The 21,432-nt window shown below is 55.8% G+C and carries 18 protein-coding genes; 7 read left to right on the top strand and 11 right to left on the bottom strand.

What is annotated here, in order from left to right:
• The 3 genes from EAH78_RS26520 to EAH78_RS26510 form a co-directional block, all read right to left on the bottom strand.
• A partial coding sequence (locus tag EAH78_RS26520; RefSeq protein WP_140670531.1) for a transporter occupies positions 1-667 on the bottom strand: 667 nt, incomplete at its 3' end.
• A 124-nt stretch (positions 668-791) separates the two neighbouring features.
• Positions 792-2,414, bottom strand: a complete 1,623-nt coding sequence (locus tag EAH78_RS26515) for a DUF1254 domain-containing protein (protein ID WP_140670529.1) — start codon at positions 2,412-2,414, stop codon at positions 792-794.
• A 959-nt stretch (positions 2,415-3,373) separates the two neighbouring features.
• Positions 3,374-3,628 carry a helix-turn-helix domain-containing protein gene (locus tag EAH78_RS26510; RefSeq protein ID WP_140670527.1) on the bottom strand — a complete coding sequence of 85 codons (255 nt, stop codon included), beginning with the start codon at positions 3,626-3,628 and terminating at the stop codon, positions 3,374-3,376.
• A 111-nt stretch (positions 3,629-3,739) separates the two neighbouring features.
• On the opposite strand from EAH78_RS26510, the gene EAH78_RS26505 reads away from it, so the two are divergent.
• Both EAH78_RS26505 and EAH78_RS26500 read left to right on the top strand, forming a co-directional pair.
• Positions 3,740-4,321 (top strand): hypothetical protein, encoded by a 582-nt coding sequence (locus tag EAH78_RS26505; RefSeq protein ID WP_140670525.1) that lies wholly within the window; start codon positions 3,740-3,742, stop codon positions 4,319-4,321.
• Positions 4,318-5,703 (top strand): DEAD/DEAH box helicase, encoded by a 1,386-nt coding sequence (locus tag EAH78_RS26500; RefSeq protein ID WP_140670523.1) that lies wholly within the window; start codon positions 4,318-4,320, stop codon positions 5,701-5,703. The genes EAH78_RS26505 and EAH78_RS26500 overlap by 4 nt, the downstream gene beginning before the upstream one ends.
• 493 nt (positions 5,704-6,196) lie before the next feature.
• Here EAH78_RS26500 and EAH78_RS26495 read toward each other — a convergent pair whose 3' ends face one another.
• Genes EAH78_RS26495 through EAH78_RS26480 form a run of 4 tightly spaced genes read right to left on the bottom strand, consistent with a single transcriptional unit; the run spans position 6,197 to position 12,677 of the window.
• The gene (locus tag EAH78_RS26495) at positions 6,197-7,504 is read right to left on the bottom strand and encodes a phage integrase family protein (RefSeq protein ID WP_140670521.1); all 1,308 of its coding nucleotides are present in this window, start codon (positions 7,502-7,504) and stop codon (positions 6,197-6,199) included.
• Positions 7,501-8,469: a hypothetical protein gene (locus EAH78_RS26490; RefSeq protein WP_140670520.1), complete on the bottom strand. Its 969-nt coding sequence runs from the start codon at positions 8,467-8,469 to the stop codon at positions 7,501-7,503. The genes EAH78_RS26495 and EAH78_RS26490 overlap by 4 nt, the downstream gene beginning before the upstream one ends.
• The gene (locus EAH78_RS26485; RefSeq protein WP_140670519.1) at positions 8,459-10,477 is read right to left on the bottom strand and encodes a tyrosine-type recombinase/integrase; all 2,019 of its coding nucleotides are present in this window, start codon (positions 10,475-10,477) and stop codon (positions 8,459-8,461) included. Before EAH78_RS26485 ends, EAH78_RS26490 begins: the two co-directional genes overlap by 11 nt.
• Positions 10,470-12,677 (bottom strand): hypothetical protein, encoded by a 2,208-nt coding sequence (locus EAH78_RS26480; protein ID WP_140670517.1) that lies wholly within the window; start codon positions 12,675-12,677, stop codon positions 10,470-10,472. Before EAH78_RS26480 ends, EAH78_RS26485 begins: the two co-directional genes overlap by 8 nt.
• Before the next feature lie 513 nt (positions 12,678-13,190).
• Here EAH78_RS26480 and relB point away from each other — a divergent pair.
• Positions 13,191-13,379 (top strand): type II toxin-antitoxin system RelB family antitoxin, encoded by a 189-nt coding sequence (gene relB / locus EAH78_RS26475; RefSeq protein WP_140670515.1) that lies wholly within the window; start codon positions 13,191-13,193, stop codon positions 13,377-13,379.
• Positions 13,380-13,401: 22 nt separating this feature from the next.
• Here relB and EAH78_RS26470 read toward each other — a convergent pair whose 3' ends face one another.
• Positions 13,402-14,760 (bottom strand): M15 family metallopeptidase, encoded by a 1,359-nt coding sequence (locus EAH78_RS26470; RefSeq protein ID WP_430539954.1) that lies wholly within the window; start codon positions 14,758-14,760, stop codon positions 13,402-13,404.
• 208 nt (positions 14,761-14,968) lie between these two features.
• On the opposite strand from EAH78_RS26470, the gene EAH78_RS26465 reads away from it, so the two are divergent.
• Genes EAH78_RS26465 through EAH78_RS26450 form a run of 4 tightly spaced genes read left to right on the top strand, consistent with a single transcriptional unit; the run spans position 14,969 to position 18,550 of the window.
• On the top strand, positions 14,969-15,946 hold the full coding sequence (locus EAH78_RS26465) for an NAD-dependent epimerase (protein WP_140670511.1): 978 nt from the start codon (positions 14,969-14,971) through the stop codon (positions 15,944-15,946).
• Between the two features lie 43 nt (positions 15,947-15,989).
• A complete protein-coding gene (locus EAH78_RS26460; RefSeq protein ID WP_140670509.1) occupies positions 15,990-16,730 on the top strand; it encodes a glycosyltransferase family 2 protein in 741 nt (246 codons plus the stop codon).
• Positions 16,727-17,005: a lipid-A-disaccharide synthase N-terminal domain-containing protein gene (locus EAH78_RS26455; RefSeq protein WP_140670507.1), complete on the top strand. Its 279-nt coding sequence runs from the start codon at positions 16,727-16,729 to the stop codon at positions 17,003-17,005. The genes EAH78_RS26460 and EAH78_RS26455 overlap by 4 nt, the downstream gene beginning before the upstream one ends.
• 3 nt (positions 17,006-17,008) lie before the next feature.
• Positions 17,009-18,550 (top strand): ArnT family glycosyltransferase, encoded by a 1,542-nt coding sequence (locus EAH78_RS26450; RefSeq protein ID WP_140670505.1) that lies wholly within the window; start codon positions 17,009-17,011, stop codon positions 18,548-18,550.
• Here EAH78_RS26450 and EAH78_RS26445 read toward each other — a convergent pair.
• The 3 genes from EAH78_RS26445 to EAH78_RS26435 form a co-directional block, all read right to left on the bottom strand.
• The gene (locus tag EAH78_RS26445) at positions 18,522-19,139 is read right to left on the bottom strand and encodes a TIGR00730 family Rossman fold protein (protein WP_140670503.1); all 618 of its coding nucleotides are present in this window, start codon (positions 19,137-19,139) and stop codon (positions 18,522-18,524) included. The genes EAH78_RS26450 and EAH78_RS26445 overlap by 29 nt on opposite strands.
• A gap of 98 nt (positions 19,140-19,237) precedes the next feature.
• Complete coding sequence (locus EAH78_RS26440; protein WP_140670500.1) at positions 19,238-20,662, bottom strand: PLP-dependent aminotransferase family protein; 1,425 nt, start codon at positions 20,660-20,662, stop codon at positions 19,238-19,240.
• A 75-nt stretch (positions 20,663-20,737) separates the two neighbouring features.
• Positions 20,738-21,346, bottom strand: a complete 609-nt coding sequence (locus tag EAH78_RS26435) for an FMN-dependent NADH-azoreductase (RefSeq protein WP_140670498.1) — start codon at positions 21,344-21,346, stop codon at positions 20,738-20,740.
• Positions 21,347-21,432 lie beyond the last annotated feature (86 nt).

Here is a 21,432-nt window from a genome sequence, read left to right as displayed (position 1 = left end):
GAGGTTGACCGCCGATTTTCAACAGCTGGGTGACCGTCAGGTTGACCGGTACCGACCACTCCCGGGATTGCCAGTTATAGGTCGACTCGGTGTTCACCCCGTAAGTGGTGTAGGTCGCGGTGGTGTACGAGAGAAACGGTTGCAGGAAGGTCTGGTTGACCTTTTCTTTGTCATCCGGTGGGCTGTCCTCCAACCCCCAGATATGGTTAGCGAGAATGCCCCGAGTCCAGCCGTTTGACTGTTTGAGCGCGACGGCCGTGGGGCCCAGCCCCCATTGTTTGCTGCTCAGTAACTTATCGCTGCCGGTAGGTATCAGCAGGGCCGGGCCGACACCAAGGATCCAGCCGCTGTCGGTGGGTTTTACCGGAGAGAAGAAAAAGCTCTGGGTCACATCGCCGATGCCGGATGCATCCGCCGCGCCATCCGGTGCCAGGCCGTGTTGGTCGATAACGGGGAGTATGGTGCGTGAGATCAGGTTCCAGTCGTCGGACAAATGAAAGGGCAATACAGGCTGGATATTCGTGACGCTGTGCATGCCCTCACCCGTTGGCCCCATCTTCTGATCCCAGTTGTACTGCACCGGAAGGCTGTACATCGCGGCCACCGGGTTGAGTGCCTTTTTGGCCAGTTCCGCAGAATCCTCGGCCCATGCCAAGCCATTTTGCATAGCGATAACCGTGGTCGAAAGCAGCGTTAGCAGTCGTTGTACTCGCACAGGGTTCTCTCCTTTTTGGCGGAAGGCATCACACGGTCAGCACCACCCAAAGTGTTGTGCTGACCGTGACGTTGTCTCACCGAACCAGCTCAAGCTCGCTCGGCCGCCACGCTTTGGTGAAGAACGACTCCAGTGGACTGTAGAGGCGCAGGATCGTGAACCAGCCCTTGTCCGGCGTGGTCTGGATCCAGTTGCCTGCCTTAGCGTCGGCTGGCTTGGTCGGACCGAAGTAGATGGTCGTGGAGCCGTCCGCGTTCTCGACGGCTGCCGGCGAAGGGTAGGTCTGGCTGCCGGCGCGCGGGTAGCGCTGCGGCGTCTGGAGCATGGACCGCGTCTGGTTGTCGTAGACGGTGAACGACCAGAATTTGGCCGCTGGAATGTTCGGCGGCAGGGTTACCTTGTAGGTCTTGCCGCCATCAAAGGGATTCTTTTGCGCATCTGTGAAACCCATGAGGTACTGCGAGCCTACATTGGGCAGGCGCATGATCATGCCCGGTGAATCCATGGTGTAACCGTAATAGAAGGCCGTGCGCGAATCGAGTGTCCGCGCACCGGTAGGGGGGAATGGCTTGAACAAGCCTTCCTTGGTGATCATGGGCGGTGGTGTCTCAAAGTCGAAACCACCTTGCCATAGCATGCTGGCCCACATCGAGTTCGGGTAGTAGGCCCAGCCTGGATATTCAGCACCCCGAAAGTTCAGTGAGCGTCCCGCCGCATTGCCCACGGCCGCCGCTTCGGTGAGGATCTTCTTCATCCGCTCGTCCGGCGCAAAGGGCTTGCCCTTGACGATGCCAATGGCCGCCAGTTGGCCCAGCAGTTCCGGGTCGAACGAGGTGGCAGGTTCCAGCTGCACAAGCTTGTCGAGCATCTCGTAATAGGCAAAGTCATTAGGGGGAATGGTGTTGAAAGACTTGCCGCTGCCCTCCACGAATTTTGTCGGTGGTGTCGGCGGATTGGGCTCCAGCCTGACCTGGCCGGCGAGCGCCGTGGCAATGCTGGTACCGTAGCCGCCGGGCGTGTAGGGATAAATCTTCAGTGTGTCCTTGATCAGGTCGACAGCGGGTTTCGGATCATTGTTTTCCATGAACGCGCGGACGGCATACAGAACATGATTGGTTTTTGCTCGGCCTACGAAGAAGCCACTGTCTGGAAGCGGACCGTTGTAGTCCGGCGGAACGATCAGGTATTTGCCGCCTTCACCCCTATCAGGGCCAGGGGCGCCAAGATCGATAATCCAGCCGAACCACATGTCATTGAGCGTGCCGAGCGATTTGGGTGGCACCTCAACCACCAAGGGGCCTTTAGTCAGATCGAGGATCGAGAGCGTATAGATGGTGTCGGCGTTGGCGGTGAGAAACAGCGATTGGGCGTCCATCAACTCAGAGAAGATGATCACCGAATTATCTTCAGCCCCAATGCTGTGGAAACCCTCGCGAATCGCATAAGCCGATGCGCCCGAAAAACTGTTCATGAACGCGTCGATGCCGCGAGTGAACGCCAGGGTGTCGTAGACGTCCTGTGTGGTTTTTACGCTTGGCGCGCCGTCCTTGAACTCCAGTGTGCCGATACGGGTTTCGAGGCGATCGGGGGTAATGAGTCCCGGGGGGATTTCGGTGGCTGTCTGCGTCGCCGCCATTGCAGGCAAGGTCAGCGCGATAGAGGCCGCCAAAACGGCTATGGATTTGAGCGTTTGCGTCATAGAGTTCTCCTTGAAGGATGCCAAATGCATGGACTATCCAAACTGGGGAACTAAGGCGCAGGGACATTTCTCTGGGCGCTGTCACTCACTTAGCGCTCTGGTCATCCATGAGGGGTACTGGCATTGAATCGCTCGGATGACCTGTTACGAATGTTGCGCACCCTTGTTTGAGCAGTACAGTCACCTTGATCAGTTTTCCGGCAATCCAAGCATAGGTGCACATTTGCCATTGCTCCAGCCACCGGCTGCTTCTGGCCGTTTTCCGCCTCTCGCGATCTGCCGCTTCGGCCGAAAAAGTCCTGTGAGTTTGGGGGAAGTGCGGTCCAGTTTTTTGACCCGTCCCCCAAACGTTAACACACCGAAAAGCATGGCTAGGTGCGCCTCGAAGGACAATGGTTATGCAGGTGTCGCTATGTGCCAAGTCCTTGGGGTGGTGTGCATATTTTAAGTTCTAATGATTCCGTTTTAATTTCTAATGACCAACGAAGGTTAGGTAGGCGGTAATTGCAATAAGCTGTGTAAACCCAAAGTTTATAGTGACATCTATGGAAACATTCAGGTGTATCGAATGCTTTTTGCGCAGTGCCGGGGTCGGTAGCTTCGCCAAGACCGCTTGATGCTTGAGCCATACCAACAGCGAGGCCAAGAGTGTCGCCAAGCTGGAGGTGTGCTTCGGAGTGTGGCTGTTCAGTGCCGCACCGCAGAAATTCTTTTAGCAATGGCCCGACATCACATAAAACCTTTCGCAAACGGCGCCCATGCTGGCGTTTAAGGTTTTCGCGACATGGCTGGCTATGGTTGGCTGATTCCATTCGTAATGAAAAGAATTCTAATCGTAGTGAAAACTCATGCCGGTTTCGCGTGCCGGATAGGTATCATGCCGGCCCTTGCAAAGTGACGCTGCGCGTTTGAGTCAGTAATTTGTGAGCTCTGGTCAATTAGTGCCAGCTAATTTGGGTTCAGTCGCTTGCCGTCAGATCAGAAGCCAACTCGTGGAGAGAAAGAGTTTCAGGCAAGAGGTACTGAGGCTTGCATTCCAGAACGTTGGCTATGCGATAGAGCTTTTCTACGGTGATATTCACTTCGCCGCGCTCAATACGCCCCATATAGCTACGATCGACAGCGCAGGAGTGCGCCAAGGCATCTTGGGAAAACCCTTTGGCTTTCCGTTGTGTCCGTATTCTTTCGCCCAATGCCTTTGCAAGATTATGCATATCCGCCTCGGTCTACACTGAGGCGGCACTATCTTGCGTTTGCGGATGAATCGGCCACGGACTATAATCCGCAATTTGGCCGTTCCGCGAATTTCCCTTCCAGGTGCCTGCATGAAACCCGATTCATTCATCTTCGACAGGCGGCTCTACGACCTGTTTCAGCAGGGGCACCTACGCCAATTTACGACCAGCGACTTACGCAACGCTTACGCCACTCACTTGGCGGGGATTACGTTCAACAGCAGCGATCTGCGCAGATATGTCTATGAGCAGATAAGACGGATGCTGCGTACCGGATGGGTTGTTCAGGATGAAAAACGGCAAAAGCGGGGGCAGATCTATCACTGGCAGAGTATTCCAGCGAATCTACAGGTGGAGCTCATCGATAATGGGTACGAAAACAGTGTCAAGTCTGTAAATAAACCGCTGCAACAGCCCGCACAAAGCACCGACTCAGAGCAGCCTGGGCCTGATGTGGTCGAACACCTGGAATCCATACTCAAAGAGATTCGGCTCGACTTCCTTTCCTCCATGGGGGAGACGGAGCGCTATAAGCAACTGCTCGACGAAATGCCGCATCTGAAAGACCAAGTCGAAGGTGATTATCTCGAAGCTCGGGACCGAAGCTCTCGACTTCTAGGGCATCTCCGAGCGGTCGAAAAGACGCTCAAGACAGTCATGTCCGCACGATGAAAGCATCGCCGAGAAAATGGCAGAGCCAATGCATTGAAATAGCGCTGGAGCACTACACCACAACGCCGCACTTCTTCTGTCAAGCCACTCCAGGGGCCGGGAAGACACGAATGGCCGCAGAGTTGGCTCGACAACTGTTGGAGCAAGGCAAGATTGATCTCGTTCTGTGTTTCGCTCCGTCTTGCCAAGTCGTCGACGGCTTTCGCTCGACATTCTCCGCTGTGCTTGGGAAGCGTCTGGATGGGCTTATCGGTGCCGTAGGAACTGCGAGTACCTATCAAGCGATGGAGTACCAGGATGAAGCCTTCTGGAGACTTTTCGAGGACTACCGTGTGTTTGCAGTATTCGACGAGATCCATCACTGCTCAGGATACGATCCGCTGTTGAGCAATGCTTGGGGGCAGCAAATTCTTTTGAAAATGCAAGCCCGCGCTGCTTTTACCTTGGCTCTATCGGGTACGCCATGGCGCTCGGATGACAGAGGCATTGCTTTGGCTCGTTACTCCAACCCGGAGGGTCGATTGATTTGCGACTATCGCTATGGCCTCAAAGAAGCCATTTCCGACGGGGTTTGCCGGACGCCTCGCATCGTTCTCTTAGATAACCAGATGCTGAGACTCAAAGAAAATTTTCTAAACGACACTACTGTTAAACTATTTCCCAGCATCGCTAAGCTTTTGCGCGAATCTCCGGTTTCATATGAGGACCTAATTAGGCATGAGGACGCGCTCAACCAGTTGCTTGATCTGGGAAGCAAGAAGCTCGATGAAATGCGAAAACTCAAGCCAGACGCCGCCGGGCTAGTCGTTGCCACGAATATCGAGCATGCTCAGCAAGTCGCTTTGGCGCTCAAGAGTAGGGGAGAAAGTTTCCAAGTCGTCACCACCAGAATCCCAGACGCACAGCAGGTCATCAACGGGTTTAAAAATAGCGACTGCCGATGGATTGTTGCGGTGGGAATGATAAGTGAGGGAACTGATATTCCTCGGTTGCAAGTATGTTGCTACCTCAGTCGGATTCGTACAGAACTTCATTACCGCCAAGTCTTGGGAAGAGTTCTGCGACGTATGGGGGTGATTGATGATCAAGCTTGGTTGTTCGTACTGGCGGAGCCGACGCTGAAGCGGTTTTCCCAGCGTATTGCTGATGATTTACCAGATGATTTGGCTGTCGTGTGTGCTGTACATGCATCTTGGGGAGAGGTTTTCTCCACAGAAGGCGAGCTGGGTATTTCCATGCAAGATAGCGCGGAAGAAGCATGCGGATCAGTAGGCAACACCATCGCGCAGAAATTTTTATCGGCCGGTGAATCGGCCACTTTATCGTCTTATCAGTTAAGCTTTTCGAAAAACTATCGTCAGCAGTTGCTGGCAGTATTCTGACGTGTTTGTATTATCCCTCACTAGGCGTAGCAGTCTGGCTAAAATGACAGGATCCCTGTGTGTCGAAATCCTGAACCGCCGACGTCTAAGTGGAGTCGACTATCCGACACGCCCGATTTTCTTTTAGCATTTTTTTGAGGGATACATGAGAACTCAGCACACTCGGGTGGGGACATTTGCAGGACGGGGCCAATTAATGCGAAAAGTTTTGGGAGATAGGCTTTATCAACGCCCCAAATTAACTCCAAAGACAAAATCAATAAATTCATTCGATATATATTTTATAGTATTTCATAGGACTTCTTGGGGGGCACTACTGCTGACATCCCATCCACTTGGCCGATAATGTCGTCGATATTCTTCCTGGCGGGTTTGGCTTCCATTTCTCTCGCCGATTCTGCGCTGAAGCGGAGGCAGTAAGCGTACTGGTCAAATCGAATGCAATTGACTGGTCAAGTTGATGCAATTTCCTGGGTGCACGACGGTGGGCGGATCATGGTGTTTTCAGTCGCTGTTCGCGCAGATAATCGAGTAAGCGCAAGGTGCTTTGGCTGGAACACGCCAGCACCTCCTCGACGTTGTTGAGATTCAAATACAAAATCAGCCGTGCTAGGTCGACGTAATGCTTGAAGGTCGTGGAAAGTTGGCTGTGCCCCATCTGATTTTGCAGTATTTGGGCGGCGGCCAAGTTGAAGAGCCTTGAATCGCTGTTGATCAGCTTGTCTCCAAAAAAACGGATTAGAAATTGGGTCGGCCACCAATGCCTCGCAGCATAAAAGTTGAGCTGAGGTCGAAATTCAGGATCCGTCACCATGGCGCGTCGTTTCGCGCTGTAACTGCGCGCGGCAATCATTTTCGGCGTAATGGGGTGCCCGTTCTCGGTTAAAAACAATATGTCTGGGGGGCAGGCCACGCCGTGTCGAGCGCGATATTTGGCTGCCCGCTGAACGTAGTATTGATCAGTGTACTCGGTTTGCAGGCGTTTCAAGTCATCGATATGAATCACTATTTGTCGTGTCTTCCGTCCTTTACTGTGGCGGACCACATAGTCAACGGTCGTGCTCAGGTGGCGCTGATCCATCTCGGTGTACGGGACAATATGGCTATTGACGCCATTACCCACATAGGGGAAGCGACAGACGTCCATGGGGCGCATTGCGGTGCCTAGGGACAGCATGAACATGCAGGCATAGACGGGATCAGCAAAGCTGTGCATGAACACCGCGATTTCCTGATGGGTGATTAGCCCGTCCATTCGGCGTTGCCGGTTTTCCTGGTCCAAGACTCGAATGCTGTCCGTATTCACCCGCTCCTGGGCTTTCGCCGCAATGTAGTTGAGCATCCGTTCGCTTTTGTAATTGGGCAGCCATGTCGTGGAGGTGAGGTTGACCAAGTGCGGGATGGCTTTGCGGTCCAGCCACAGAAAAAAATTCAGCACGATTTTAGCATCTTCAAAAATCGTTGCCGACGACGGCCGGCAGGTGCCTTGGGCTTGTCGCCTGATCAGGCGCGTGACTTGCCAGCGGCGAATGTCCTGGTTGGTACAGATCACATGATAGTGGGACGCCGAAAGCGGTTTGAATCGAGATAGCTCACTGAGGTAGGCATAGAACATCACGATCGTGGCCGCATAGCGCTCGGACGTTTTGATTGACGAGCGCGACTTGTCGTACAGATATAGGTTTGGGTAACTCAGCAGGACGGTCTTGCCCTGCTCTTCGGCGGTCACGATGTAATGTCGAACCTTGAGGCCAATGTCGACGCTCTCATAGTCAATGAGACGCTTGCGAAAGATCGTCACTCGCCACTCCTGACTAAAAAGTAGGTGACCTGTTCGATGCCTTTTCTCAGATAAAAATGATCCGCGTGATCGGCTGCGTTCAACACTTCAGCGGGCACGTTACGCACAAAAAAGGCGCGTTGCGCCGCCGCTGCGGCGCTGGACTCGCATTGCGGGACATGGAGGGCAATGCGGCACGGTGAGGTGATGTAATCGAGAAACGTGGCCTGCAGTTCAGTCAGGTCGTAAACGGGCGCACGCACCACACAGAGCGGTGTACCGTGGTGTTCACGGAACTTATGCTTGAAGTTTGAAAACTGACTGATGTATTTGTCGATGTAGATAACCAGTTCAACATCTGACGGGTGAAGCGCGTTGATTTTATGCGCGATCTTGAGCATTTCACGATCTTTGTGCGCTTCGTACGCTTTGATGTCGTGGGAAGTTTGAAACTGCTGATAGGCCGTGTTGAGCTTGGGCTCGAAATACAGTACCTGCGCCAGGCTGTCCTCGACCGGAGTCTGCTTGCGCAGCTCGGTCTGCGCGAGTTGGGTTTTGAGAGCCTGGATCTGCGCGACATAGTCGGCGATGACCAATGATTGTTTTTCCGAGGCCGAACGAATGCTGTCGGCTTCGAAGATCGCCAGGTCATTGTTCATCAAGCTGGTAATGTGCTGATCCACTGTACGTCGTAATTGAATGGCGTGGAGGTGCTCTACGTTATTGAGTTGGTTCGTCAGCTCCGTAATGCGTAGCTGGGCTTTGCTCAAGAGATCTTTGCTGGTTAAGAAGTCCTGATCCAATAGTTCGGTCGCGGGCCGAGTGCCATTGGCATAGGGCTTGAGGTCGCTGTAATAGCGATGAAAGGCTTGTCGGGATATTCCGGCCGCCGTGGCCAGGTCGCTAATATTAATGGTGCGCGCCGCGCCGCTCAGCACTCTGTCGGTGATGATCGTCACTAACCGTTGCCGCGTTTCACTGCTCATGGTTCAACTCCACCACGGCGATCTTGTGGGGGGCACTCAGGTTGGACAGGTGCGCGCGATAGGCGCTGATCTTATCCAGGATATGGCGCTTGGCCGATGCCGGAAACGCGCAATTCTGATCGGCGAGGATCTTTTCATAAAAGTGAATGTTGTCTTCCAGGGCTTGCTTGGCTTTCAGGAACACGACGATCTTGCGGCACGAATAATCGCAGTTAGACGGGTTGGGGCGATGCTCGTGATGGCGCCCCGCGTTCCCGGCAATACAGGGGGGGGCATTGTCGTCAGAGAATTTTTCGGCTGTCACACAATAGGTGCCGAGGGCGGTGCGTTTAATGAGCAGCGGGCTGCCGGATCTCAAAATGTGAATGATGTAATTGTGTAGCGTGAGTTTGAGTTGAGAACCGGTGAATTCGTGAGGCCGTGCTTGTATGTGTTGCGCAATCCGATCCGCAACTTCGCCCGAGTAGGCGCCGTAACGAATTTGCGAAACGATTTCTTGAAAGTCAGCGGTAAAATTTTGCTCCAGCACTGCTGCGATACAGCGCACCATCGCCGGATTTCTAGCGATGTACTTGAGGGTCATGTCATAGCTTTTGTGGCCGAAAAGGGCGCGGATAATGTCGATGTTGCGTTCGTCGCGATTGATAAGGATTTCGGCAATGCTTTTTCTGAACCGGTGGGGATGGATGTGTTGGACGCCGGTATTCTCCGCAATTTGATTGACCACGAATCTCAGCAGTTGTGGGTCGCCTTTAATATTGGCTCTGCGTCCGGCGTTGGATTGAAAAAGAAAACGCGCCTGTTCAAAACCGGCGAGTTCTTTGAGTTTATACAGGCTGAGTATCGCTTCGGCAGCAAAGCGCGGAAGGGGTAATTCTTCGGTTTGTCCGTAGTAATTAGGGTCGCTGGAGGTCTTCCAGCGCGTGATTTGAAGCCAAAAATCGCCTGATTGGTCGGGACGTTCATTGCGCAGGTGCTGTCGTTGCAGGGGGGCTAGCTCCGAAGACCGCGCCCCTGTTAATAGCGCGACTAGGATGAAAATGGCATTGCGAACGTGGTCAAGCATCTCGGCGTAGCGCGTCTTCCATGTATACAAGTATGCGGGACTACCTTGGCGAGAGCTGTCTGTTCTGGCGATCTCCATGAGTACCTCGCCTTCCACTTCAATGTGGAATAACCGTTCCAGGGCTGCATCTCTTGAATATCGGTCAATCTTACCTTTTGGGTAGCGCCCGAGCAGATCACTGTCTAACAGTCGTTGTTTGAAGTCGAGCAGGGCAGGCAGGGCTTTTTCCAGCCAGAATAGCGCGTACTCGATAAGGCGCTGCAATTCCTGTTCAGAAAAGGGTACCCAAGACTGTATGGAGCCTTCATGAACGGCAATGACGTCCTGGCGGCGCTCCTCATAGTTGAAATGACTGAGGGGGACGTCGAGTCTCAACGGCTCGGGAATCAGTTTTTGAACGGAAAGCGCTGACCAAAAACGAAGGATGGTGAACAGCGTGAAATAGTTGGATTTCGCCTCGCTGTCGCGGGCCATATCCAAGGCTTGGTTAATCATCTTAGGGGTGATCAGCCGGATGTGCTCAGGCAAGCAGGTCAGGTGGTTCGCTATAAACAGGTATTTTTCCAGGGCGATAAAATCCCGCGAACGTGTCGCCGTGGTGCGGTAGCTCTTGATGTTGTAGTAAGAGAATTCCGGAATGCGATAGAAACTTAGCGCGCGCTTCAACGTATTGGCACCTGGTGTCAGGTGATTAAAGGGCACTTGGGGGGCTGTACCGATGGGCTTCGAGTCAAAGACCCATTGTTGACTTTGATAGCGGCACCGTTCATTGATAGGGAAATCACCGCCGCCGGCGCTGAGCATCGCCACCAAAACGCTCTCTTTGTTCGGCGACAAGTCGGCGCTTCGCAGGACATAATTTTCCAGCTCGGTCAAAGAGCCGTCGATGAGTTGACGTTCGAAGTCATCAATCAATTCGTCGTAGAACTGAGTGTCACTCATTCATCTCTCCAGTTTTGAAGATCACATTCAGGTCGGATAAATTTCTGGGGAGCAACGGCTTGTGCCGGTTTCGATAACGCACGGCATGTTTGATTGCGTCGTTGTCTTGCCAGTTGTCCAGGATGAAATGGAGGGTCGTGAGCTCATCCTCCAATCGACCCACCAGCGGCAGATCTTGGGCGTCACTGAGCTGCTCTTCGATGTGAGCGCGGCGCTCGATTAGATAGGGCAAGGAGTCTTGAAGAATGCGCACACGGCTGCAGAAACAGCATTGCTCCAGGTGGGCGCACAGCTCTCCGTCCCTGACCTGCGATCGATGGCCGTACCAGTCGGGTGTATAACGGTCCGTACACCCCCATAAGGCCAACTCATGCCCAGGAATGTGAAAGATGTGAAGATCCGCATTTGCATGGCTTTCTGCGTGAGCGCTGAGCAGGCCCTTGAATTTTCGAATGCGCAGCAGATGCAACACCTCCTCTAACTCTCCTCTAAGTCGCGTGAGCCGATCACGGTGAGCTTGGGGCGATGAGTCGTAATAGATATCGGTGGTCGCCTCGAATTCGTGGCCCAGCATTTGGGACACCAGCTCCAGGGAGAATTGCTGTTTGCGGTGGGCAGTCCAGGTGGGGCGAAGGCGACGGGTAACGTCTGCGGTGCGCACGAGGCGTTCGCCGTTATCCACCACGGGGTAGAGCTGGAGAAATTCGCCAACCGCTTGAGGTAATCGATCGCCCCGTCCATCAAGGGTGGATACCAGCTGATTTTTCCAGGTGTGGTACTTGTTCATATAGCTAAATAATGGGTTCCCATTATCAACTTGAGCATTAATGTCGGGCGGCTGTTGAATGTCATAAAGCGGCTTGATCAGGTCTTTCGCGAGCAGTATCAGGTTGTAGAGTGAATAGGGATCCTCGGCATTGCTCGGCGAATACATTCGCTTGGGTGTTTGTGGGGCCTTGTTTGGTGAATAGGGACCGGTGCGGGTGCTGCCGCGGACCTTCTCGGAGAAGATGATTTTAATGTTGGATTCAATCACGCCGGTCAAGGCGTGCTCAAAATCGTCGGGATTGATGGCCATTACCGTTTCTTTGTTCCAGCCTGATTGCAACATCATCATCAAAACAATGGCGCCGACGTCCACTTGGCTTGGGTAATACTGGTACAGCACTTGCGAGAGGCTCGGGCTGTCCCCATATTTTCTTTCGAAGTATTCGCAAGATTTGGTCAAGCGAAAAATGATGAGTTGTATCGCATTAGTACATTTACTCGTGCTGCGCAATGATTGATGAGAGTAGTAGGTTTGCCGTTGCGTGCGGGTCAAGTTAAACGGGAAATCGTGAACCATAAAGGTTTTCAGAAATCGACACCAATCAGGCTTCCAGTTGTAAATATTATCTTTGAGCCCCATCTCAGGATCAAAATCAGGTGGGATCAGTACCTCGCCCTGTTTAAGTTCATAATCCTTTAAGAGTTTCATCGCTACGGCCGGAGACGTCATCACGCCATGAAGCGCCACGCAGCGTTTGGTTCGAGTCGCTAGCCTGTACCGGCTCATTTTGTTGTCGCGGGCGGTGTGATATTTCACCCAGACCATGACCTGATGTTCGGTGAACGACTTCTCTATTAAGAGCGATAGTTCGTCGAAGGTGTACGGTGTCGAGCAATGAACTTCGTCGCGAAAGTGCAGTTTTTCGTAAATCAGGTCGATTTGACGGTTCAAGCTTTCCTGGATGGAGGCAGCCCCATCGGCGGCTAATGGATGGGTGGGGTTTGCTTGGGTGGGCGAAATCGGTGGTAGATCCAGTAAGGGGATTACCTCCGTTTCACGCGCCACGATGGAGAGGGCAGAGCGCAAGACAATCGCCGACTCGGATTTTTCACCCCGTCTTAATACGTAATTGGCAAAGCTTTTGAATACGGGGGCGGTAATGTCCGTCAGTGCTTTCAGGTGAAGGGGCTTAGGATTCAGAGCTGTATGCACCGCAAAAAATTCAAAAAAAAGATTGATACTTTTTCGCAGCAAATATGCCGCCGAATTGAGTCTCTGCGGGACGTAATGGATGAACGTCAAGTGCAGTGACTGGCACAGGTTGGAGTGTTCATCAAAAGCCGGGTGTTCAAGGTAGGTGCAGTCGATTGGGAGACCGCTAGAACTCCGTACCTGCCGGATTTTGATGGTAGACGTTTCGACTCGAGTCACCGGCGCCACCTCCGTCTAGATAACGCTGCGGGCAATCCCGCAACGTCTATCTTAAGGATTCGGCCAAACAACGCGTTATATGCGTGGCCAGCAAATCAAAGGGCTGACGCAGGTTTACATGTTGGCCTAGGAAACGCTAAGGCTAGTCGGTTTACTCGGCTGCGCAAGGGGAACTAAGGGGTATTACACGTATTGCCTGGATTTGAAGGGCAGGTCATAGAGGCATAAGGCGGTGGATTCAGGCGATGCCGCAGGGAAAGGCCTAAGTCCTTGTAGCTGACGGTAAGAGTGTTATTAAACAAGCGCCGTAAGACATGTGACGGTTTTCAGAAAATCGAAGAACCATCCCACAGGGTTTTAGGGTTGGCACTCGGAAGCGAGGGGGGTAGGGTGATGGCTGCAACCCTATAAAAGAGAGTCAACTGTCTGGTGACAGAGGTGCCCTTCATCTAGCCAGCGACGACAGTGAGCCACTTACCGATTAGACTGCTAAACATCGGACCGGAGGTCACAATGAGTGCCGAACTTTCCCCCATCGTTTCAGAGTTTGAAACTGAAGAAAAAGCTGTCAGTTATGACCGTTGGTTTCGTGCCAAAGTGCAAGCTTCGCTCGATGATCCTCGCCCGAATGTCCCACACGATCAGGTGATGGCTGATATGCGCGTTGATTTGGCTGCCCGCAAAAAGTGCTTCTCCAGTTGACCCCATCCAACTCGCACCCACATCACGGCAACGCCCACTCCTCACGAAACTGCTCGTACTGCGCCTCCGGCATCTGCACCAGCAACGGCGATTCGCGAGGGTCGAGCCACTTGAGCAACGCAGCAATATCCCCCTGATCCATGGCCGTACAGCCCGCTGTCGGTGAAGCGGGGCCGCGCCAGATGTGGAAGAAAATGCACGAGCCCGAACCCGCCGTCGCCGGGGTATTGTGCTCGATGAAAATGCCTTGGCGATAACCCTCTTCGTTGCGCATGTGTTCCGAGCTGCTCCAGTCTGTAGCCGTCGCTGCGCCGTCGACCAGTTTGTTGTAGTGACTGGATTGGCTGTCATCCACGCATTCGGTGGTCGGTGTCAGCGCGAGGTAAGGCAGGTGGGTGTCTACAGATGCGTCGAAACCAAACGCCGTGCCCAGTTTGAAGACTCCCGCGGGTGCTTTTCCATCGCCTTCGCGTTTGATCGGGCCTTCAACATCACCCAGGCTGCTCACGCCTTTGCCCCAGCCCATGCCGTTTTTTCCGACCACGACGGGAAAGGCATCGCCGTACTTTCGAAAGATTTTTCCGTCGCGTTCATAGCGCTGAGCGGTGCCCTGAAGGTCATCCCAGTTTTTGCTGGTCACCACAATCAACTGACCACTGCTGCCGATCGTGTCGCTGGCGCTCATCGGTGTGATCGGGAAGTCCATCACGTCCTTCGGCGCACCCTCGCCACTGAATGTGAAATGCCACCATTCCTTCGAATACCCGGCAAACCCTTCTTTCTCCATGGCGCTGCTCAGGCGTTGACGGTTGTCCTTGGCGGTGGCGTTGATCGTCGGGTTGACGGTGTGTGCGCGCTCGTCGAAGCAATCGAAACCGGTGCCCATGTCCAGGGCGCCGTCGTGCCAGCGCTGGTCGTAAGGCGCGGTGCAATCGATTTGCGTCGCCGTCGGTGTCCAGGTGTCGGCGGGCAGCGCATCGGGGCCGATCAGCGTCAGGTCCACGGTTGATCCCTTGGAGTGTCCCGACACCCGCGCCACATAGCCCAGGCGCCAGAAGTCCTGTTTGTCCACGCGCGGATAGAACTCGGCCTTGCGCGGGTCACCCGGTTCTGTGGCGAAGCGACCCATGTCGGCGACGGCGCGGCTGGGTCGATAGCAGTCGAACACCTTCAAACCGTAGCCTTGCGTGCGCAGGGCTGCTTGTACCCGGGCGAGGGCCTTGGCGGTGTCCACGGACAACAGGCATTCGGCAGCGTCGTAACCGTCTAGTCGGTGCCCGGTGAAATTGTGGGCACTGGCGTAGCGCATGTCCTGTTCGATGCTCGGGTCGATGGTGCGCAGATACACCATGTTGGCAGGCCTTGGTTCGGCATTGGCCATGGCGCAAATGACAAGGCTTATCAGTAGCGTCAAAACGCGACTCTGCACTCTTGTCGCCTTCATACAATTTAAATAAATATGTAACAAGATTTCACCATTGCACAGGCAGGGTAACGGGGCGGCGTGTCAACGATGTCACGGGCCTCAAGGACTTATCAATGATGCCGGGTATGAAGTTGAAGCGGGCTTCGAATAATAATGAGGTGCTATGACTGTTCTGGTTACCGGCGCTGCCGGTTTTATTGGTTATCACACGGTTAAACGGCTGTGCCAGCAAGGTCTTGAAGTCGTCGGTATTGATAACCTCAACGACTACTACAGCGTAGAACTCAAACAGGCACGGCTCAACGAATTGAAGTCGTTGCCGGGTTTTCGTTTTCAGCGACTGGATATTGTCGATAAAGCGGCCCTGATGGGGCTGTTCAAGGAACATCGATTCACTGAGGTCGTGCATCTGGCCGCTCAGGCCGGCGTTCGCTACTCGCTGGACAATCCCGATGTCTACGCGCAATCGAACCTGGTGGGGTTTGTGAATGTGCTTGAAGCCTGCCGGCACCATCGCCCCGAGCACTTGATCTACGCGTCGAGCAGCTCGGTGTATGGCACCAACAGCAAGATGCCGTTCAGTGTTGAAGACGCCGTCGAGCACCCGGTTTCGCTGTATGCCGCCAGCAAGCGCGCCAATGAACTGCTCGCGCACAGCTATTGCCATCTCTACGGAATTCGCGCCAGTGGCCTGCGGTTTTTCACGGTTTACGGACCCTGGGGCCGGCCGGACATGGCGCTGTTCAAGTTCACCCGGGCGATGCTCGACGACGAACCGATCGACATCTATAACCACGGCGAGATGGCGCGGGATTTCACCTACATCGATGACATCGTCGAAAGCATCGTGCGCCTGCGGCCCAAACCGCCGTTAGCGGACAGTGCCGGCGAAGGCGCCAACCGAATCTTCAACATCGGACGGGGCGAACCGATGCCGCTGCTGGCGTTCGTCGAGTGCCTGGAAAATGTGCTGGGCATCAAGGCGCGGCGCAACTATTTGCCGCTGCAAGCAGGCGATGTGATCAAGACCTGGGCCGAGGTGTCGGCGTTGGCGGATTGGGTCGACTTTCGCCCGCGTGTGGCGGTCGAGACCGGTGTGGCGGAGTTTGTGCAGTGGTATCGGCACTTTTATCAGCGATGAAGCGTTCACCCTTGAGACCAACCATTAGCGGGGGGAGAACCCTATGAGCCAAGACATCTTCGTATCGGTACTGATTCCGGCGAAAAACGAAACCAACAACCTCAAGCCCTTGATTGAGGAAATCCGTGCGGCGTTGGCGGATGAAGCGTACGAAATCATCGTCGTCGACGATGGCAGCACCGATGCCACCCTGCACGAACTGCAGCAGATCAAAAACAGCGGTTTGAGCGCGCTGCGCATTCTGTGCCATGAGCGTTCGCTGGGCCAGAGCACCTCGCTTTACCATGCCGCGCTCGCCGCACGCGGGCAGTGGCTGGCGACGCTCGATGGTGATGGCCAGAACGACCCGGCGGACATCCCTGGCATGTTGCAACTGGTGCGCGGTGGCCACGGTCCCGTCGACGTTCAACTGGTGGCCGGTCACCGCGTCAACCGCCGTGACACCGCCAGCAAACGCTGGGCCTCGCGCTTCGCCAACGGACTGCGCCGGCGCATGCTCAACGACGCCACGCCGGACACCGGTTGCGGGCTGAAGCTGATCGAGCGGGCGGCATTTCTGCGCTTGCCGTACTTCGACCACATGCACCGGTTTCTGCCAGCGCTGATCCAGCGTCACAACGGCCGAATGATCGTCCACCCGGTCAACCATCGTCCGCGTACCGCCGGGGTGTCCAAGTACGGCAACCTCGACCGGGCGCTGGTGGGCATTCTTGATCTGGTCGGGGTCTGGTGGCTGATCAAACGCACGCGCCTGAACACCAAGGCGCAGGAGATCGAAGGATGAACCTCTCCCGCGAAACCCTGTGGCTGGCGGTCGGCTTCATAGGCCAGATCGCCTTCACCGGTCGCTTTGTCCTGCAATGGTTGTACAGCGAATACCAGAAGCGCAGCGTGATCCCGACGAGTTTCTGGTACTTGAGCATCGTCGGCAGCACGCTGCTGCTCGCGTACGCCATTTACCGACAGGACCCGGTGTTCATCGCCGGTCAGGCATTTGGCTCGATTGTTTATCTGCGCAATTTGCAACTGATTGCCAAAAGCACCCCCGCTAAGGAATGAGTCATGCGTAGAACGCTATCGCCCGGTGTCGAGTGCCTGGGCCTGATGTTGCTGGCCCTGCTGCTGATCGGTGCAGGGTTGGGCCTGCGTCAGCCGCAGAACGTCGACGAGGAACGATTCCTCGGCGTGGCACTGGAAATGTTGCACAACAGCGCGTGGCTGATTCCGCACCGGGCGGCAGAGATCTACGGCGACAAGCCGCCGATTTTCATGTGGACCGTGGCGTTTTTCACTTGGCTGACCGGCAAGCCTGCGATTGCCCTTTATATTCCGGGCCTGTTGTCCGGCGTGACGGTCACCGCAGTGGTCTACGATTTGGGCCGACGTCTGTGGAACCAGCGCATTGGCCGGATCGCGGCCCTGTTGTACCTGGCCACCTATCAGACCTACAGCATTTTGCAGACCGGTCAGATCGACAGCTTTTTGGTGCTGTTCACCTCGGTCGGCCTCTATGGCCTCGCGCGTCATTTGCTGCTTGGCCCGGCCTGGCGCTGGTTTTATATCGGCTGCGCGGCCATGGGCGTGGGCGTCATCACCAAGGGGGTCGGGTTCGTTCCGGCGCTGATGTTGATTCCGTATGCCTATGCGGTGCGCAAAGACTGGCCCGGCGTGGTGGCGATGCCGGGCGAGGCGCGCAAGTGGTGGCTGGGACTGGCGGTGATGTTGGGTGCCACGGCGATCTGGTTGCTGCCCCTGGCGTTGTCCATCGTGCTCAATGGCGGCGCCGATGAAATCGCCTATGCCAAGGAAATATTGCTGCGTCAGACCGCAGGGCGGTATGCCTCGGCCTGGGACCATCGGGAACCGTTCTGGTATTTCTTCGTTTACGTGATCCCGCAATACTGGCTGCCGCTGGTGTTGGCGCTGCCGTGGCTGGTGCCCGCGTGGCGTCGGCAGTTGCAAAAGCACGACGGCCGGGTGTTGGTGCTGCTGGGGTGGGTCCTGCTGGTGGTGCTGTTTTTCTGCATCAGCAGCGGCAAGCGCAAGTTGTACATCTACCCCGCGCTGCCCGGGTTGGTGTTGGTGGCGGCACCGTTGATTCCCTGGTTGCTCAAACGCTGGTTCAGCCAGCGCCCGCGCGGTCGACAAGTGTTCCAGGCGGTGGCGGTGATCTGGTTTGCGCTGTGGTTTGCCCGTGGCTTCATCGAACCGATCAGGGACGGCGCCAACCCGCATAACGCGATCATGGCGCAGGCCGCGACCATGACCGGTGGCGCAGAACTGGTGCTGGTCGACTGGCGTGAGGGGCACTGGTTGTACGCCCGGCAGCCACTTGTGCATTTCGGCATGGCCGGCTCTTCGGTCGAGCAAGCGGCACAATGGCTGCGCGACCATCCCAAGGCTTACGCGCTGGTTCCCGATGAGGAACTGGGCAAGTGTTTCAATGCCCAGACCGCCCGTGAGTTGGGCGAAACCTCGCGTGCCCAGTGGTCGATTGTGGGGGCCGACGCGGATAACGGTCAGTGTCATCCCTTACCGCCCGCCAACGTCTATCACTTCACCTGGAACGAGCGGGTCATCGAGTTGAAAGCGGCGCTGCGCTAACGGCGCCGATCCATTTGGTCACCGTCGGCGCCTGCCACAGCTCAAGCGCATCGATCAACGCCGCCGGATCGGGGTTGAAGATCAGCATGTCGCGGTGTTCGGTTTTCATGAAACCTTCGTTCACCGCATGCTCGAGCAGGCTGCGCACCGGGTTGAAAAAGTCTCCAATATTCAGGCAGGCGACACCTTTGTGGTGTTCGCCCAACTGAGTCAGCGTCGCGACTTCAAACAATTCCTCAAACGTCCCCAAACCACCCGGCAAAGCGATAAATGCATCGGCGCATTCGCTCATACGCGCTTTTCGGCTGCGCATGTTTTCGGTGATTTCATGCCGGGTCAGGCCGGGATGAAGGTGCCCGAGGTCGGACAGCAGACGCGTGATGAAGCCAACCACTTCACCGCCCTCGGCGAGCACCGTGTCGGCCATCACGCCCATCAAGCCTTTGTCGGTGCCGCCGTACACCAGGCGAAGGCCGCGTCTGGCGATTTCCCGGCCCAATGCTTGGGCGCCTTCCACGTAGGCGGGATTGACGCCGGTGTTGGAACCGGAGAACACGGCAATGCTGCGAAGGGGAGGAGGTGTCGACATCGGATTTTCCTGGGGCCTGGGTCAGCGCACAGGGTGTCGCCCTAACGGCCGGGGTAAAAGAGCCAAGAATGACCTGTTGAACCGGGCCATGTTCGTCGTTACGCCTCCATCAATTCCAAAATACGTTCGCCCAGTTGTTCGGCTATGTCTTGCGAATCGATGTTGGCGAACCCGAGCAGCAGCGCTGATTCGGTCGGCTCGTGGAGACGAAAGTCGGACAAGGCTTCGGCGTAGATCCCCACCTGTTGCAGACGCTCGACCAGTGCGCGGTCGGACGTTGGCGCAGTCAGACGCAGAATCAGGTGCATGCCGCCTGGCAGCGCATCGATGCGAATGTGCTCGCCGAGGACTTTCTTCAGTCCGCGCGCCGTGGCTTCGCGGCGTTCACCGTAGAGTTTGCGCATACGCTGGATATGGCGAGCGAAATGGCCCTCAGTGACAAACGTGGCGACAATGGCCTGGGTCAGTTCCGGGCAACCACCGAGAAAGACCTGGCCAACCTGTTCGAAGCGTTCGACCTGCGCCTCCGGCACCACCAGATACGCAAGGCGGATGCCGGGAAACAACACTTTGCTGAAAGTGCCGCAATAGAGCACCCGACCGTCGCGATCCAGGCTCTTGAGCGCGGGCAGCGGACGGCTGATGTAGCGGTACTCACCGTCGTAGTCGTCCTCGACAATCCACGCTTGCTGGCGGGAGGCCCACTCCAGTAATTCGAGGCGACGTGGCAACGACAGCGAGACGCACAGCGGGCTTTGATGGGCCGGCGTGACGATAGCTGCGCGGGCGCCGGGCGTGCGCTGAATCCCCTGTGCGACCTGCATGCCGTCCGCATCCACTGGAACCGGGGCAACCTTGATTTGCAGGTATTCCAGCAATTGCCGGGTGGGCAGGTAGCCGGGGTCTTCGACGAGTACGCGGTCACCCGGTTTGAGCAGTGCATGAGTGATCAGCGACAGCGAGTTTCGGTAGCCAGAAGTGACAAACACCTGCGCGGGCGAGCAGGTGATGCCGCGCGCCACTTGCAGGTAAGTGGCAATTGCCGCGCGCAGCGAGTCCAGCCCATACACCGACGGATTGGCCATGTCCACCATCTGCGTGGCGCGAACGCAACGAGCGCCGATTTGCGCCCAGACTTTCCTCGGGAAGGCGTCCAGAGCGGGCAGGGCCATCTGGAACGGCAGGATGGGTGCCTTGTGCCGGATGGATTGGGAACTTGCCGGGCTGGCGGTGTGCGCCGTACGCGCAGACAGCGCCTCGACGTTGATGCCCGCCGCCACAACCGTGCCTGCCTGACCGCGAGACTGCAGGAACCCTTCGGCGGTAAGGAGTGAATACGCGGTATCGATGGTGCCGCGCGCCAGTCCCAGTTCCTTGGCCAATGCCCGTGCGGCGGGAATGCGTTCGCCCGGTAGGAGCAAACCGTTCGTTATGGCGCTGCGGAACCGCCAGTAAAGCTGGCGGTAGATCGGTTCGCTGGAGGTCGGGTCGAGAGGGGAGAAGCGCTTGATCTGCTGGTTCATGGCTTCATCCACCGCTCACGATCAATGTGCTGCCTGTCACAGTGCGCCCTTATTTTTGCCCGAGGAAGTTCAGGGTCATCGAAGCGCGGAAAAATGCGCTTCCACAGCTTCGTCTGTCTTGCTCCTGGCCTGCGCGACAGCCTGCGGACCCAAAGCGGTGCCTTCAACAGAGAAGAACGTTAGTGCATGCAGTCCGATCATGCCCAGAACCGCTTTCAGATACGTCGTCAAAAAGTCTGGCTGACGCGGGTTTTCCCCAGAGAATCGTCCGCCTGATGACACGCCGATATAGACGGGACGGTCGCGCAGCACACTGGTTTTGCCTTGGGCGCCGACATTGAACGTGCGGCGAACGCGTGCGATATGGTCGATCCAGACTTTCAGTGCAGCGGGGACGGTGAAGTTATGCATCGGGGTGCCAATGACCACGATGTCGGCGCTGTCCAGTTCATTGATCAGCACTTCCGATTGGGCCATGGAGCCTTCCTGGGACACATCGACGGACGATTGTTGGGACAGTGCGTAATGCTCGTCAACCTGCGGTATGGCGTCGCCGCTTACCACCCGGTTGATCACGGTTGCGGTGGGGTCGTTCTTCAGCAATTGGCCAATGATGTGGCTGGACAGGCGATAGCTCTCGGAAACCGCCCCGCGAGGGCTGCACGTTACGTGGAGGATGTTCATGGTGGGCCCCTTGATGAATGTACGTAGTCGAGGGGCCATTCTAGGAAGTGGATGACCCAGGCCAAAGGTCCAAGAAGTGAGTAATG

The sequence above is a fragment of the Pseudomonas arsenicoxydans genome, from assembly GCF_006438915.1.
GTDB lineage: Bacteria > Pseudomonadota > Gammaproteobacteria > Pseudomonadales > Pseudomonadaceae > Aquipseudomonas > Aquipseudomonas arsenicoxydans_A.
The sequence above is the reverse complement of the archived record's forward strand: the minus strand, read 5'-3'. Positions and strand labels throughout refer to the sequence as shown.

What these genes read in the sequence shown, in the direction of transcription:
- EAH78_RS26515 (WP_140670529.1), bottom strand. Translation starts at nt 2,414, where the DNA reads ATGACGCAAACGCTCAAATCCATAGCCGTTTTGGCGGCCTCTATCGCG.
- EAH78_RS26510 (WP_140670527.1), bottom strand. Translation starts at nt 3,628, where the DNA reads ATGCATAATCTTGCAAAGGCATTGGGCGAAAGAATACGGACACAACGG.
- EAH78_RS26505 (WP_140670525.1), top strand. Translation starts at nt 3,740, where the DNA reads ATGAAACCCGATTCATTCATCTTCGACAGGCGGCTCTACGACCTGTTT.
- EAH78_RS26500 (WP_140670523.1), top strand. Translation starts at nt 4,318, where the DNA reads ATGAAAGCATCGCCGAGAAAATGGCAGAGCCAATGCATTGAAATAGCG.
- EAH78_RS26490 (WP_140670520.1), bottom strand. Translation starts at nt 8,469, where the DNA reads ATGAGCAGTGAAACGCGGCAACGGTTAGTGACGATCATCACCGACAGA.
- EAH78_RS26485 (WP_140670519.1), bottom strand. Translation starts at nt 10,477, where the DNA reads ATGAGTGACACTCAGTTCTACGACGAATTGATTGATGACTTCGAACGT.
- relB (WP_140670515.1), top strand. Translation starts at nt 13,191, where the DNA reads ATGAGTGCCGAACTTTCCCCCATCGTTTCAGAGTTTGAAACTGAAGAA.
- EAH78_RS26470 (WP_430539954.1), bottom strand. Translation starts at nt 14,760, where the DNA reads ATGGCCAATGCCGAACCAAGGCCTGCCAACATGGTGTATCTGCGCACC.
- EAH78_RS26465 (WP_140670511.1), top strand. Translation starts at nt 14,969, where the DNA reads ATGACTGTTCTGGTTACCGGCGCTGCCGGTTTTATTGGTTATCACACG.
- EAH78_RS26460 (WP_140670509.1), top strand. Translation starts at nt 15,990, where the DNA reads ATGAGCCAAGACATCTTCGTATCGGTACTGATTCCGGCGAAAAACGAA.
- EAH78_RS26455 (WP_140670507.1), top strand. Translation starts at nt 16,727, where the DNA reads ATGAACCTCTCCCGCGAAACCCTGTGGCTGGCGGTCGGCTTCATAGGC.
- EAH78_RS26450 (WP_140670505.1), top strand. Translation starts at nt 17,009, where the DNA reads ATGCGTAGAACGCTATCGCCCGGTGTCGAGTGCCTGGGCCTGATGTTG.
- EAH78_RS26445 (WP_140670503.1), bottom strand. Translation starts at nt 19,139, where the DNA reads ATGTCGACACCTCCTCCCCTTCGCAGCATTGCCGTGTTCTCCGGTTCC.
- EAH78_RS26440 (WP_140670500.1), bottom strand. Translation starts at nt 20,662, where the DNA reads ATGAACCAGCAGATCAAGCGCTTCTCCCCTCTCGACCCGACCTCCAGC.
- EAH78_RS26435 (WP_140670498.1), bottom strand. Translation starts at nt 21,346, where the DNA reads ATGAACATCCTCCACGTAACGTGCAGCCCTCGCGGGGCGGTTTCCGAG.